Source organism: Mameliella sp. AT18, assembly GCF_028807275.1.
Classification (GTDB): Bacteria; Pseudomonadota; Alphaproteobacteria; order Rhodobacterales; family Rhodobacteraceae; genus Antarctobacter; species Antarctobacter albus.
This window is the reverse complement of the sequence record NZ_JARAMO010000230.1, coordinates 1-13,813: the sequence shown is the minus strand read 5'-3', so window position 1 is coordinate 13,813 and position 13,813 is coordinate 1. Positions and strand designations below refer to the sequence as shown.

10 protein-coding genes are annotated in these 13,813 nt (G+C 64.0%); 6 read left to right on the top strand and 4 right to left on the bottom strand.

The window, feature by feature from the left end; translation table 11 throughout:
* The 3 genes from PVW46_RS20585 to PVW46_RS20575 all read right to left on the bottom strand — a co-directional run.
* Nucleotides 1-1,259 (bottom strand): sugar ABC transporter ATP-binding protein (locus PVW46_RS20585; protein WP_274577365.1); only part of this gene is annotated, 1,259 nt, incomplete at its 3' end.
* Between the two features lie 122 nt (nt 1,260-1,381).
* Nucleotides 1,382-2,386, bottom strand: a complete 1,005-nt coding sequence (rhaS, locus tag PVW46_RS20580) for a rhamnose ABC transporter substrate-binding protein (RefSeq protein ID WP_043145460.1) — start codon at nt 2,384-2,386, stop codon at nt 1,382-1,384.
* A 42-nt stretch (nt 2,387-2,428) separates the two neighbouring features.
* Nucleotides 2,429-3,235, bottom strand: a complete 807-nt coding sequence (locus tag PVW46_RS20575) for a DeoR/GlpR family DNA-binding transcription regulator (RefSeq protein ID WP_069208415.1) — start codon at nt 3,233-3,235, stop codon at nt 2,429-2,431.
* A gap of 186 nt (nt 3,236-3,421) precedes the next feature.
* Here PVW46_RS20575 and PVW46_RS20570 point away from each other — a divergent pair, with 186 nt between their 5' ends.
* Together PVW46_RS20570 and PVW46_RS20565 are read left to right on the top strand one after the other, a co-directional pair.
* Nucleotides 3,422-5,524 carry a bifunctional rhamnulose-1-phosphate aldolase/short-chain dehydrogenase gene (locus tag PVW46_RS20570; RefSeq protein WP_069208414.1) on the top strand — a complete coding sequence of 701 codons (2,103 nt, stop codon included), beginning with the start codon at nt 3,422-3,424 and terminating at the stop codon, nt 5,522-5,524.
* 50 nt (nt 5,525-5,574) lie between these two features.
* A complete protein-coding gene (locus PVW46_RS20565; RefSeq protein WP_069208413.1) occupies nt 5,575-6,816 on the top strand; it encodes an L-rhamnose isomerase in 1,242 nt (413 codons plus the stop codon).
* Nucleotides 6,817-6,866: 50 nt separating this feature from the next.
* Here the strand turns inward: PVW46_RS20565 and PVW46_RS20560 are convergent, their stop codons facing one another.
* Nucleotides 6,867-8,777 carry a hypothetical protein gene (locus tag PVW46_RS20560; RefSeq protein ID WP_069208412.1) on the bottom strand — a complete coding sequence of 637 codons (1,911 nt, stop codon included), beginning with the start codon at nt 8,775-8,777 and terminating at the stop codon, nt 6,867-6,869.
* Nucleotides 8,778-8,966: 189 nt separating this feature from the next.
* Here PVW46_RS20560 and PVW46_RS20555 point away from each other — a divergent pair, with 189 nt between their 5' ends.
* From PVW46_RS20555 to PVW46_RS20540, 4 genes are all read left to right on the top strand, one after another.
* Nucleotides 8,967-10,601, top strand: a complete 1,635-nt coding sequence (locus tag PVW46_RS20555; RefSeq protein ID WP_069208411.1) for a tetratricopeptide repeat protein — start codon at nt 8,967-8,969, stop codon at nt 10,599-10,601.
* Nucleotides 10,602-10,823: 222 nt separating this feature from the next.
* Nucleotides 10,824-11,924 (top strand): TRAP transporter substrate-binding protein DctP, encoded by a 1,101-nt coding sequence (dctP, locus tag PVW46_RS20550; protein ID WP_043145453.1) that lies wholly within the window; start codon nt 10,824-10,826, stop codon nt 11,922-11,924.
* 86 nt (nt 11,925-12,010) lie between these two features.
* Entirely contained in the window at nt 12,011-13,324 is a 1,314-nt protein-coding gene (locus tag PVW46_RS20545) for a TRAP transporter small permease subunit (RefSeq protein ID WP_069208410.1), read from the top strand.
* A gap of 4 nt (nt 13,325-13,328) precedes the next feature.
* A partial coding sequence (locus tag PVW46_RS20540) for a TRAP transporter large permease subunit (protein ID WP_274577363.1) occupies nt 13,329-13,813 on the top strand: 485 nt, incomplete at its 3' end.

Below are 13,813 nucleotides of genomic sequence, written 5' to 3'. Positions count from 1 at the left end.
ATCACCACCTTCTGCTGGTTGCCGCCCGACAGGTTGCCCACCGGCGTATCCAGCGAGGCCGCGCGCAGATCCAGTCGCCGGGTGTATTCGCGGGCCAGCTTGAATTCCTCGGCCAGCTGCAGGAACCCCCTGCGCGAGGTGCGCGCCAGCGAGGGCAGGGTGACGTTCTGAAAAATCGGCAAGGCGGTGATGGCGCCCTGCTTTCCCCGGTCCTCGGGGACATAGACGATGCCGTTGGCCACCGCGTCGGCGGGTGATCGGATCACCCGGATCTTGCCGTCGATCTTCGTGACACCCTTGGACGGTTTCGTGATCCCGAACAGCGCCTGCATGAATTCCGACCGGCCGGCGCCGACCAATCCGTAGAACCCGAGGATCTCGCCCCGGTTCAGGCGAAAGCCGATGTCGGCGAATTCGGTCGGGTGGGTGTATCCCGCGACCTGCAGCACCTCTTCGCCGATGCTGGGGCTGCGCTTGGGGAAGATCTGGCTGACCTCGCGACCGACCATCATCTTGACCAGGTCGGCCTCTGTCACGTCCGCGATCAGCCCCGCGCCGACGAACTGGCCGTCGCGGAACACGGTATAGCGGTCGGCGATGCGGAAGATCTCGTCGAACTTGTGGCTGATGAAGAGGATCGCCTTGCCCTGTGCCTTGAGTGTTTCGACCAGCTCGTACAGCTCTTCGATTTCCTTGTGCGACAGGGCGGCCGTGGGTTCGTCCATGATGACCACGCGGGCGTCGATGGACAGGGCGCGGGCGATGGCGACAAGGTGCTTGTTCGCGATGCCGAGATCGCGCAACGGATGATCGGGATCGACCTGGGCGCCGATGCCGCGCAGGATCGTTTCGGCCTCGCGGCGCATCCGGGGCCAGTCGATCAGGCCCCAGCGGTTGCGCGGGGCGTGGCCCAGAAAGATGTTCTCGGCCACCGTAAGCTCGTCGAACAGGACGGTTTCCTGGTGAATGGCGGTGATGCCCGCATCCGCCGCATCCTGCGGGCTGGGAAAGCGGCGGGCGCTGCCATCGACCCGGATTTCCCCGCCGTCGGGCTGGTAGATTCCCGTCAGGATCTTGACGACCGTGGACTTCCCCGCGCCATTTTCGCCGACAAGCGCCGTGACCTGGCCCGGGTGCAGATCCAGCCGTATCTCGTCCAGCGCCTTGACCCCGGGAAAAGTCTTGGTGATCCCGTCGAGCGACAGGACCGGGCCCGTAAGGGTCTGTGCGCTGTCGTCGGTGCCTGCCTGCATCAGCATCCCATGACCTCCCCTGCCGCAGGCCGCGGTGTCGCGGTTGGCCTGCGCGTGTTCGGTGTGATTTTTCGGATGAACCGGGGGGCATGTGGCCCCCCGGTGGATTGCCCCGGGTGGGGAGGCGATCAGAAGATCGACTTGAAGTCGTCGATGTTCGAGCTGTCGTAGACGAAGGGATCGGCCATCGCCCCGGCATTGTCGTCGTCCAGCGTGACGCTGCCCATGCGGCCCATCGGTATTTCCGCGCCCGGTTCCGCCGTGGCGTCGCCGCTTGCCAGCGCATGGGCGATCATCGTGGCGGAATAGCCCAGGTCGATCGGGTTCCAGATCGCAAAGGACTTGGAGGCGCCGCTGTCGATGGCTCCGGCCATTTCTGACGGCAGGCCCAGGCCGGTCACGTTGACCTGACCCACCTTGCCGGCGTCCACGACCGCCTGTGCTGCGGCCACGATACCGACCGAGGTCGGCGCGATGATCGCGTCGAGGTCAGGGTATTTCTGCATCAGGCCCTGCGCCTCGCGGTAGGACTTGTCGGCGAGGTCGTCGCCATAGACGGTCGCCACCAGCTCGATGCCCGGATAGTCGCCCATGACCTTCTTCATCTCGTCGATCCAGATGTTCTGGTTGGTCGAGGTGGTGGTGGCCGAGAGCAGGGCAACCTTGCCGCCATCGGGCAGCTCATCGGCGGCCAGCTTGATGATCATGTTGCCGATCAGCGGGTTGGACGAGGGGTTCAGGTGCATCTGGCGGCCTTCCGGTGCCACGCCCGAGTCCCAGGAAATCACGGTGATGCCGCGCTGCATGGCCTTTTTCAGGACCGGCACCAGCGCATCGGGATCGTTGGCAGAGACCGCGATGGCATCGACGCCCTGCGCGATCAGCGAGTTGATGACCTGGATCTGCGCCTCGGCCGTGGTGTCGGTCGGGCCGGTGTAGATGATCTCGGTGTTGCCGAGGTCGGCGGCGGCCTCTTCGGCGCCCTTGGCCGCGGCTTCGAAAAAGCCGATGCCCAGGGCCTTGACCACCAGCGCGATGCGCACCGGATCGTCCTGTGCCAGCGCCGAGGTGCCCATCAGCCCGGTGGCCAGCGTGGCCCCCGCGAGCAGCTTGGTAAAGGTACGACGGATCATTGTTATTCCTCCCTTGATCGAAATCGTTTGTCTTGCGGGCCGCTACGACGCGGCCTCGTCTTCCTGTGTCGCGGCGCCGGACTGGGCGACGATCAGTGAAACATCCGCCGCCTCCAGCATGGCGGCGGCCTTGTCGGATATGCCCTCGTCGGTGATGACCGTGTCGATCCGGTCGAGCGCGCAAAGCACGAGGCTGGAGCGGTTGTCGAACTTGGTGCTGTCGACCAGCACCACCAGCTCGTCCGCCTGGCCGATCAGTTTCTGTTCGGCCTGGATCAGCAGTGGGTCGGCTTCCATCAACCCGATGGGTCCCAGCCCCTGCGCGCCCATGAACATGCGCCGGGCCCAGAAATTGCGCGTTACATCGTTGTCGAAGGGCGACAGGACGATGTTCTGTTCGCGGTAGATCATCCCGCCGGACAACATCACCATGTTCTTGGAATGCTTGAGCAGGTGTTCCGCGATGGGAAAGGAGTTGGTGAAGACCTGGCAACGGCGGCTGGCCAGCGGGTGCACCATCTGAAAGGTCGTGGTGCCACCGTTGATGATGATCGAGTCGCCGTCCTCGCAGAGTTCGACCGCCGCCCGGGCGATGGCCTGCTTCTGTTTGATGCGCAATGTCTGGTTGACCGAGAAGGGCCGCCCGGCAAGTCCCACGAAGGGCGGTGGTGTCAGGGCTTCGGCCCCGCCGCGCACACGGCGCAGTTTCTTCTGCATGTGAAGCGTGGCGATGTCGCGCCGGATCGTTGCCTCGGACGCCTCTGTCAGGTTGCACAGGTCGACGACGGTCACGACCGGGCGATCCTGCACGGCAGAGAGAATGATCCTGTGGCGTTCTTTCTCGTGCATCGGCTCCTCCTTGGCGATGAAGATTGCGTGGATTCGCCGCGTTCGTCAATCAAAAACACTCAACATCGATCATTATGCGGCGCATTATGGTTATTTATGATTGGATATGATTGACAATTTGGCGCAATCCGCTCAGCATCCCGATCAGATTTACAGCGGCGCCGGTGCGCCCGTCGGGAGGACAAGATGTTGAAAACCGTGGACAATCATCTTCTGGAAAATCGCTGGGATGCGGCTGAGGCGCAGGGGATGAGCGAATCGGAGCTGTTGCTGTACCGCTCGAACATCCTGGGCGCCGACAAGCGCGTGACCAACTATGGCGGCGGCAATACCTCGGCCAAGGTCATGGAGACCGATCCGCTGAGCGGCGAGCAGGTAGAGGTGCTCTGGGTCAAGGGATCGGGCGGGGATATCGGCTCGATAAAGATGGACGGTTTCGCCACGCTCTACATGGACAAGCTGCAGGCGCTGAAGTCGCTCTATCGCGGTGTCGAGCACGAGGACGAGATGGTGGGTTACCTGCCGCATTGCACCTTCCGATTGAACTCGCGCGCGGCCTCCATCGACACGCCTTTGCACGCTTATGTACCGCGCAAACACGTTGATCACGTCCACGCGGACGCCATCATCGCCATTGCCGCTTCGGAAAACTCGCGTGAGCTGACGCAGGAGATCTTTGGCAACCGTATCGGCTGGTTGCCGTGGAAGCGGCCCGGCTATGAATTGGGCCTGTGGCTGGAGAAATTCTGCCTCGAGAACCCCGGGGCCGACGGCGTGGTTCTGGAAAGCCACGGGCTGTTCACCTGGGCGGATGATGCCAGGACCTGTTACGACACGACAATCGACGTGATCAACGCGGCGACAGAGTGGCTGGCAGACAAGACCAAGGATGTGCCGGCCTTCGGCGGTGCAAAGTACCAGTCGCTCGCGGCAGAGCAGCGCCGCACGGTCGCCGCGCGGCTGATGCCCGCCATTCGCGGTTTTGTCTCGGGCAACCAGCACATGGTTGGCCATTTCAACGACAGCGACGCGGTGCTGGAATTCGTCAACGCGCAGGATATGGCGCCGCTGGCGGCCTTGGGCACCTCGTGCCCGGACCATTTCCTGCGGACCAAGATCCGTCCCTTCGTGGTCGATTACGACCCGGCCAAGGGCAACCTGGACACGGTGCTGGAAAGCCTGCCGGAGCAGATCGAGGCCTATCGCGCCGATTATGCCGCCTACTACGACCGCTGCAAACGCGATGATAGCCCGGCGATGCGCGATCCGAACGCGGTTGTCTACCTGGTGCCCGGCGTCGGCATGATCACCTTTGCCAAGGACAAGGCGACGGCGCGGATCTCGGGCGAGTTCTATGTCAACGCGATCAACGTCATGCGCGGCGCCTCGGCCATCAGCACCTACCAGGGGCTGCCCGAACAAGAGGCCTTTGACATCGAGTACTGGCTGCTCGAAGAGGCCAAGCTGCAGCGGATGCCCAAGCCGAAATCGCTGGCAGGCCGGATCGCACTGGTCACGGGCGGGGCAGGGGGAATCGGCGCGGCAACGGCGGCCCGCTACCTGTCCGAGGGCGCCTGCGTGGTGCTGGCCGATGTCGACGCCAAGGCGCTGGAGGCCACGCGCGCGCAGCTTGAAAAGCAGTTCGGCGGGGACGTGGTGCGCAGCGTCGTCATGGATGTGACCCGCGAAGAGGCGGTGGCGCAGGCCTTTGCCGCTGCGTCGGTCGAGTTCGGCGGCACTGACATCCTGGTGTCCAACGCGGGCATCGCCTCGTCCGCGCCGGTCGAAAAGACCTCTCTGGCGTTGTGGAACAGGAACATGGAGATCCTGAGCACTGGCTATTTCCTCGTCAGCCGGGAGGCGTTCGGCCTGATGCGGACGCAGGGACTGGGCGGTTCCATCGTCTTTGTCGCCTCCAAGAACGGGCTGGCGGCCTCTCCCAATGCCTCTGCCTATTGCACGGCAAAGGCATCTGAAATCCACCTGGCGCGCTGCCTGGCACTGGAAGGCGCCGAGGCGGGAATCCGGGTCAACGTGGTCAACCCCGATGCGGTGTTGCGCGGGTCGAAGATCTGGGAAGGCGAGTGGCTGGAACAGCGCGCGGCAACCTACGGCACCGACAAGGAGGGACTCGAAGAGATGTACCGCAACCGCTCGATGCTCAAACGCTCCGTCCTGCCGGAAGACATCGCCGAGGCCTGCTATTTCTTCGCCGCCGATACCTCGGCCAAGTCGACGGGCAACATCCTGAACGTGGACGCCGGCAACGTGCAGGCGTTCCCGCGCTGAGGACAGATCCGGCAGGGCCAGCCTCTGCCGGGTCGCAATGGGAGGATACCATGAGCCAATACGAAAGCGCCCGCGCCGCCTTCGCCGACTGGGGTGTCGAAACCGAGACAGCGATAGAGCGGCTGAAAGACATCGCCATTTCGGTCCACTGCTGGCAGGGCGACGATGTCGTGGGTTTCGAGGCCAAGACCGGCGCATCCGGTGGCGGCATCCAGGCCACCGGGAATTATCCAGGTCGTGCCCGCACCCCGGACGAGCTGCGTGCGGACCTGGATTTCGCCTTTTCCAGGATCCCGGGGCGCCACCGGCTGAACCTGCACGCGATGTACATGGACACGGACGAAAGCCCGGACCGCGACGCGATCGAATACCGCCATTTTACCCCCTGGGTGGACTGGGCCAGGGACAGCGGGCTGGGGCTGGATTTCAACCCGACCTTCTTTGCCCATGCCAAGGCGGACGACAACCTGACGCTGGCGCATCCGGATGCGGGCATCCGCGATTTCTGGATCGAACACGGACGCCGCACGCGTGAGATCGCCGCGCGCATGGGGGCCGAGCTGGGTAGTCCCTGCGTCAACAATATCTGGGTCCCGGACGGGATGAAGGATCATCCCATCGACCGGATGGCGGCGAGGCAACGGCTGCAATCCTCGCTGGATGCCATTCTGGCCGACCCGCAGGACCGGGCGCAGATGCTGGACGCCGTCGAAAGCAAGCTGTTCGGGATCGGGGTCGAGGCCTTCACCGTCGGCAGTCATGAATTCTACCTGGGCTATGCCACCCGCAGGGGCACGCTCTTGTGCCTCGACATGGGTCATTTCCACCCGACCGAGAACATCGCGGACAAGCTGTCATCGGTCGCTCTGTCGGTGGATGAGATCCTGCTGCACGTTTCGCGCCCGATGCGCTGGGACAGCGATCACGTCATCCTGCAAAGCGATGACATCCTGGCGATGGCGCAGGAACTGGTGGCCTGTGACCTGCTGGGGCGCACGCATATCGGGCTGGACTTCTTCGACGCCACGATCAGCCGCACCGCGGCCTGGGTGATCGGCACACGCAACATGCAAAAGGCGCTGTTGCGGGCGCTGCTCTTGCCGATGGACACTCTGAAAGGGGCGGAAAACGCGCTGGATTTCAGCCGTCGTTTCATGCTGACCGAAGAGCTGAAGGATCTGCCCTATGGCGCGGTCTGGGCAGAGTTCTGCGCCCGGATGGAGGTGCCCGTCGGCCAGGCGCTGATCGCGGACCTCGATCGCTATCAGGACAGCGTCGCCGGGCGTGGCTGAACCCCGAATGGCGGCTGCCGGACCTGTATGAGCCCGGCAGCCGGATTGCCTTACTTGGGATCGAAGAGTGCGATCAGGTCGGTCCCAACCGTCCGCAACTCGCCACGCAACTCGTCCAGCTTGTCCGCTGCCGCGACAATTTCCGTCTCGGTGCTGTCCAGAGCCTCGATGTAGCGGTTGCGCAGGGTCTCGACCTCGACCGCGTCGAGGTTTGCACGCAGGCGGCCCTGTTCGCTCGACAGTTCGCGCTGGCGGTCTTCCAGGGAGGTGATCTCCTGCTCGATCGCGCGGGCGCGGCGCAAGAGGTCATGCGCGCTGTCAAAGCTTTCGCTCAGGGCCGCATCGACGGCGATCCGCCCGGCGCGCACGTCCAGCACCAGCCGTTCAAAATCCCCCGAGTCCAGCGAATACTGCCGGCGGCTGACCGACCGTTCCACGACGTCCAGCGAGACTTCGCCCGCCTCGACTGGCACGGTCACGCGGATGAAACCGTCACCCTGTTCCACCTTGCCCGGCGCGCTGTCGAGTTCACCGAAGCCGCCGGGATGTTCGACTGAAAAGAGCGTCGCTTCCTCCGGCACGGTGGCGTCATACCGCGTGGTGCGCAGGGTGATCAGGTTGACAGTCACCTGTTCCCCGCCGGAAATCATCGCGGAAATGCGCTGGGTCTGGCGGCGGTCGGTGTTGACCGTGGCGCCCGTGGCCTCGGCAAAGGGCAACAGGCGGCTTTGCCCGGCCAGCATGCCGGTGAAGGGCGCATCGCCCACAAAGCCGTTCGCATCCTGAACAGAGACCAGACCCGGCGCCAGTGCCTGGTCCGCCTGCAGCGAAGCGGCCATCAGGACCTGGTTGCCGGTCTTCTGCGGACGGTACAGCGCGCGGATCTCGGGCTCGATCGCCATGTCGAAATACATCAGGTTCGCGGTGCGCCCATCTTCCAGGTCGACGGGCTGTGGCATGGCATAACGCAGGATGCCGGCGCCGCTCAGCACCTCACCCGCGCGTGCGGTGCCAGAGGGTTTGGCAAGGTCGAGCGCCAGCATTTCCTTGACCACGGGGGCATAGGCGGCTTCGGCGGCGGGGGCGGCAAGCGCCCTGACGCCCCGGTCGGGGGCAACCGTGACCGGGCGCGGGCCCGAGGGCGGATCGTTGCGCGCAATATACAGAGGGTCGATCAGTTCGCGCCGGTAGGCCACGGGAGAGCCGGTGGTCAGCGTCAGCGCCACGTCGTCCCAATCCTGCCCCGAGACATTCTCGACCGTGGCCCAGCCCTGGAACCGGCCTTCGTCCAGGAGAAGCCGCCAGGAATTCTTCCAGGCCGCGACCTCTGTCACGTAGGACAGGTGCACATCGCGGGCATCCGCTGCCTCCAGCGTCAGGTCGAAACGCCGGGTCTTGCTGTCGCGCCGGTCGGCGTCCATCGCGCGGGCCAGTTGCGCGGCGACATCCTCGGAAAAGGTGACCTGCGCACCGGGGGTCAGGACGATGTCCTGCACCCCGTCCTCGGTCAGCATCAGGACGGTGGTGCGCGTGACGTCCTTGCCCTCTTCGACGATCTGGGTTTCGCCCACGCCCATGATGCGGCCGGTAAAGGCGCCGCGCGCGGTGGTGACTTCCAGCGTCTCGCCGATCATCGCGCGCACCAGCCCCTCTGTCGTGCGCGGCACGCCGCCGGCAAAGATGGTGTCCGCCAGCGCGGCCAGACTGCTGCCGGGGGTGTCGGTCTGCAGGTCGATGACGCCGCCCGAGGGATCGCGCACCACAAGCGAGGCCAGAACGTCATCGGAATCGCGCATCGGCACGTCGAAGGACAGCGTGTTGCCCTCTGTCGGCGCAATGAATGTGTAGCGGGCGATCCCGGCCTGTCCCAGTTCGATCCGGGTGATCTGCGGAGAGGCAAGGGCGGTGGAAACAAGACAGGTGGTTGCCAGCAGGGCGGGCAGGAAAATGGATTTGGTCATGGTCGTCGACTCCTCGTCATTCGCGGACGGCTTAAAGGCCGTGTTCCGAGTCTACGACGCATCACCTGCCCGCGTCCTTGGCGAGGTCGTGTCAGATTGCGAAATTTTTTTGTCGGGCGGCCAGGGCGGGTCTTTGCCCGGTGTTCCGGAAAATCTGCTAGGATGGTCCTGGGGAAAAAGGGGGATGGCATGTCGGACTATTATGACCTGGGAACTTATGGCCGTCCGGTCGCGACCGCTCCAGAGGCACAGCTTTGGCTCGACCGGGGCTTGGTCTGGCTTTTTGCCTACAACCACGAAGAGGCGATCCTGTGTTTCGAAAAGGCGCTGACGGCCGACCCGGCCTGCGCCTTGGCCCATTGGGGCATCGCCTATGCCATCGGGCCGAACTACAACAAGCCTTGGGAGGTCTTTACCCCCGAGGAAAAGGCGCCGGCCCTGGCCCGCGCCCATGCGGCGCTGGCCGCCGGGCTGGCTCTGCATGGGGCGGCGCCGGTCGAACGGGCCCTGCTGGGGGCGCTTGCCGCGCGCTATCCGCAGGACCCATACATCGAGGATTACCAGCCGTTCAACGACGGGTTTTCCTCCGCGATGCAGCCGGTCTATGCTCAGTTTCCCGACGATCTGGATGTCACCTTCGTGTACGCCGAGGCGATGATGAACCGCACGCCCTGGCAGCTGTGGGACTTTCATCGCGGCGTGCCGAACCCCGAGGCTTCGACCTCCGAGGCGATGGCGGTGCTGGAGAGGGCCTTTGACCAGGTGCCGGGCGCCTGGGATCATCCCGGGTTGCTGCACATGTACATTCACCTGATGGAAATGTCGCCGCATCCGGAACGGGCGCTGCGCCACGGAGACCGCCTGACGGGGCTGGTGCCGGACGCGGGGCACCTTGTGCACATGGCGACCCACATCGACGTGCTGTGCGGCGATTACCAGAACGTGCTGTCGCGCAACCTTGCCGCGGCAAGGGTCGACGAGACCTTCAAGTTGCGGTCGGGGGCCGCGAATTTCTACGCGCTCTACCGCATTCACAACCTGCATTTCGCGCTCTACGGGGCGATGTTCCTGGGGCAGAAGGCGGCGGCGCTGGACGCGGCCAAACGCTTGCGTGCCGAGGTGCCGGACGAGGTGGTGCGTGTCTATCCCGACCTGTTCGAGACCTTCGTGGCGGCCCTGCCGCATGTCTATATACGCTTCGGCATGTGGTCCGAAGTGCTGGACCTGGAATTGCCCGAGGATACCGAGCTTTACACGACAACCAACGCGCTGATCCTTTATGCGCGGGCCGTTGCGCTGGCCAACCTGGGCCGACACGACGCGGCAGAAGTTGCGATACGGGCCTTTGTCGATGCCTATGCCCTGGTTCCCGAGGAACGGATGCTGTTCAACAACACCGCGCGCGACGTTCTGGCCGTGGCCGAGCAGATGATGCTGGGCGAGATCGCCTACAAGGCCGGACGCTGCGAGGAGGGACTGGCCTTCCTGCGTGAGGCGGTCGCCCTGGATGACGGGCTGCAATATGAGGAGCCCTGGTCCTGGCCGCAACCGACGCGGCATGCGCTGGGCGCCTTGCTGATGGATGCCGGGCGCTACGCAGAGGCCGAGGCGGTCTATCGTGCCGACCTTGGGCTTGACGGTGCCTTGCCCCGGCCAAGCCAGCATCCGCGCAACGTCTGGGCACTGCATGGGCTGGACGAATGCCTAACCCGACGCGGCGAGACGGTGGAGCGTACCCATATCAAGGCGGCCCTCGACGTCGCCCTGGCCCGGGCAGACGTGCCGATCCGGGCAAGTTGTCTTTGCCGGGCGCGCGTGGCGTAGCAGGGCAGGGCCAAGGTCCCGGGACTGAGTATTTTTTCCGTCAAGGTCGGCGTGTCAGCCCTTGCCGAGGCCTGACTATACCTATGAGACTCTGAATGTGTCGAAGATTTCTTTGCGGTTTCGGAAAGAAAATATTACCAATTTGGCGGGGCAACCCTAGAATTGCCCCTAGGGCGCCTGGTTCCGTCATGATCGGGGGCTCGGATAAACGGGAGGACGAAGATGACACGCAATATCTCAACGCGGCGCGCAGCGCTGCGCACTTTGGCTGGTGCCGGCGCGGCAACCCTTGCAGCCCCGCATCTCGCAACGGCGCAGGGCCAGACCACCACCTGGAAAATCCAGACCAGCTGGCCCGGCGGCGCTGGCCTGCAGATTTTCAAGGACTGGTGCGCAACCATCGAGGAAAAGACCGGCGGGGAACTGGCGTTCCAGCCCTTTGGCGCAAATGACGTCGTGGGCGACTTTCAGCTGTACGATGCCGTCAAGAACGGTGTTCTGGATGCCGTGAACCCCTTCACGATCTACGCCCAGGGGATCATCCCGGCGGCGACTTTCCTGACCTCGATCCCGTTGGGCCTGCGCAATCCGCATGAATTCGACGTGTTCTATTACGGACTCGGCGGCATCGACATCGCGCGCGAACTTTACGCCGCGCAGGGTATGCATTTCGTGGGGCCCGTCCATCACGGCCCGAACATCATCCACTCCAAGGTGCCGATCCGGTCGATCGACGATTTCGCGGGCCGCAAGATGCGCCTGCCCGGCGGCATGGTGGCCGAGATCTTTACCCAGATCGGCGCCGAAACCACGGTTCTGCCCGGCTCGGAGATTTTCCCGGCGCTGGAAAAGGGCACCATCGACGTGGCCGACTACGTGGGCCCGGCGGTCAACTATGCGCTCGGCTTCAGCCAGGTGACCGATTACATCGTGATGGGCCCTCCGGGATTCATGTCGCTGTACCAGCCGGTCGACATCATGGACATCACCGTGGGCCAGGCCGCCTGGGACGCGCTGAGCCCGCAGATGAAGCAGTTCGTCGAAATGGAAACCCATGTCTATTCCGACATGCACCATGCCGCGATCCAGAAGGCCGACCAGGACGCCTGGGCCAAGTTCGAGGCCGACGGCACCGAGGTTACGCGCCTGACGCAGGACGACGTGGAGCTGATGACAGAGGTCGCCGTTCCGGTCTGGTTCGACTACGCCAACCGCGATCCGCAGGCCGCCCGCGTCTTCAAGATCCAGCTGGATTACATGTTGTCCGGCTCGTTGGGCTATGTGGATCCGGCTCTGACCCAGGGGCTTGAACTCAAGCTCTGATCGGTCCGACCGCACAGATCGTTTCCGCCCGGCGCCAGATGTGTGCCGGGCGCTTTCCTTGTCATGCCAAACCATGAGGACCGTCAATGCCCGGTCTCAGCTTCACGCTTCCACATTGGCTCTACTGGGTGGGGCTGATCGTCTTTCCCATCATCGCGATGGTGCTGTCGCGACGCCCCCAGCAGGCCGAGAAACGCTATACCCTGCCACTGGCCTACATGATCGGGGTTACCGGCGGGATCATCGGCCTGCATCGGTTCTATCTCAAGAACATGCTGGGACTGGTCTATATCCCGATCTTCCTGTTCATCCTTTTTGCCAACGGGCAGACGCAGGATGCACGTTCGGTCCTGTCGGACTATGAAAACCAGCTGCGCGTCGCGCAACGCGTCCTCGATCGCGAAGAGAGCCGGGTCGAAGAGGCGCGCGCCGGAATGGCCGACCTTCAGGCCACCTTTGACGAGGCCGAGGAAGGCAGCTTTGCCAAGCGCAGTGCAGAGCGCCGTCTGCAAAGGGCGCAGGACACCGTCGCCAAGGGCGAGGAACGCCTGACCGAGGCCCGCGCGACGCAGGAGGACGTCACGCCCCTGCGCGACGAGGCTGCTGCCACGCGCGCCTTCTGGGACAACGCGGCGGGCTACGGGCTGTATCTCATCCTTGCCCTGCTTGCGCTCGATTTCGTGCTGATGCCAATGTTGGTGCGGCGCGCGAACGATGCGCTGCCCGCGCACGAGGAACTGTCGGACGCGGAAAAGGCCCTGCTGGCCGCCGAGGCCGAGGAGGGGCCCAAGCATGACAGCGACTATGCCCAGAACTGGATCGACCGGCTGTCGCTTTTCTGCGGCGAGTTCGTCGCCTACTGGGCGGTGATCGCGGTCTTTGTCTACTATTACGAGGTGATCGCGCGCTATGTCTTCGGCTCGCCGACGAACTGGGCGCACGAAGCGATGTACCTGATGTTCGGGATGCAATACCTGATCGCGGGCGCCTACGCGATGCTGACCGAAAGCCATGTGCGGGTCGACATCTTCTATGCACCGCTGACCAGGCCGAAAAAGGCCTGGGTCGATCTCCTGACCTCGATCTTTTTCTTCATCTTCGCCGGCACGCTGCTGGTGACGTCCTGGATCTTTGCGATGGACGCGATCGCGGTGCCCTCCGGCAACGCGGTGGTTTCGGACTGGGCGCGCGGCCAGATCTCCTTTGGCGAGATGGTCGGCGGCTTTGGCCTCGATCAATGGACCGATCCGAACATCCGCTGGGGCGAGATCAGCTTCAACGAGTGGGAAGTGCCGCTGTGGCCGATGAAATGGGTCATGGTGATGGGTGGGCTTTTGCTGGTGCTGCAGGGCATCTCGAAGGTCTCGAAAGACATCCGTGAAATCGCGCGGGGGAACTGAGGCAATGGGTATCGAAATCGGAATCGAGTGGCTGACGCTCATCATGTTCGGCAGCCTTCTGGCGCTGCTCATGGCGGGCCTGCCGCTGGCCTTCGTCACCGGGGGGCTGGCTTGTGTCTTCCTCTTTGTCCTCGGGGATGCGCGGGCGCTGAACATCGTGCCCAGCCGGATCTTCCCGCTGATGACCAACTATCAGCTTTCGGCGATCCCCCTGTTCATCTTCATGGCCGCGATGCTGGAGAGGGCAGGGATCATCAACGACATGTTCGACGTGATCTACAAGGTCCTCGGCGGGGTGAAGGGGGGGCTGGCCTCGGCCACCATCATCGCCTCGACGATCCTTGCGGCGATGGTCGGCGTGATCGGGGCTGCGGTCGTGACGATGGGGATCATCGCTCTGCCGGCGATGCTGAAGCGCCAGTACGATCCCAAGATCGCGATGGGCTCGATCATGGCCGGCGGCACGCTGGGCATCCTGATCCCGCCGTC

Coding starts and splice junctions, on each gene's coding strand:
- PVW46_RS20575 (WP_069208415.1), bottom strand. CDS start 3,235: ATGCACGAGAAAGAACGCCACAGGATCATTCTCTCTGCCGTGCAGGAT.
- PVW46_RS20565 (WP_069208413.1), top strand. CDS start 5,575: ATGAGCCAATACGAAAGCGCCCGCGCCGCCTTCGCCGACTGGGGTGTC.
- PVW46_RS20560 (WP_069208412.1), bottom strand. CDS start 8,777: ATGACCAAATCCATTTTCCTGCCCGCCCTGCTGGCAACCACCTGTCTT.
- PVW46_RS20555 (WP_069208411.1), top strand. CDS start 8,967: ATGTCGGACTATTATGACCTGGGAACTTATGGCCGTCCGGTCGCGACC.
- PVW46_RS20545 (WP_069208410.1), top strand. CDS start 12,011: ATGCCCGGTCTCAGCTTCACGCTTCCACATTGGCTCTACTGGGTGGGG.
- PVW46_RS20570 (WP_069208414.1), top strand. CDS start 3,422: ATGTTGAAAACCGTGGACAATCATCTTCTGGAAAATCGCTGGGATGCG.
- dctP (WP_043145453.1), top strand. CDS start 10,824: ATGACACGCAATATCTCAACGCGGCGCGCAGCGCTGCGCACTTTGGCT.
- rhaS (WP_043145460.1), bottom strand. CDS start 2,386: ATGATCCGTCGTACCTTTACCAAGCTGCTCGCGGGGGCCACGCTGGCC.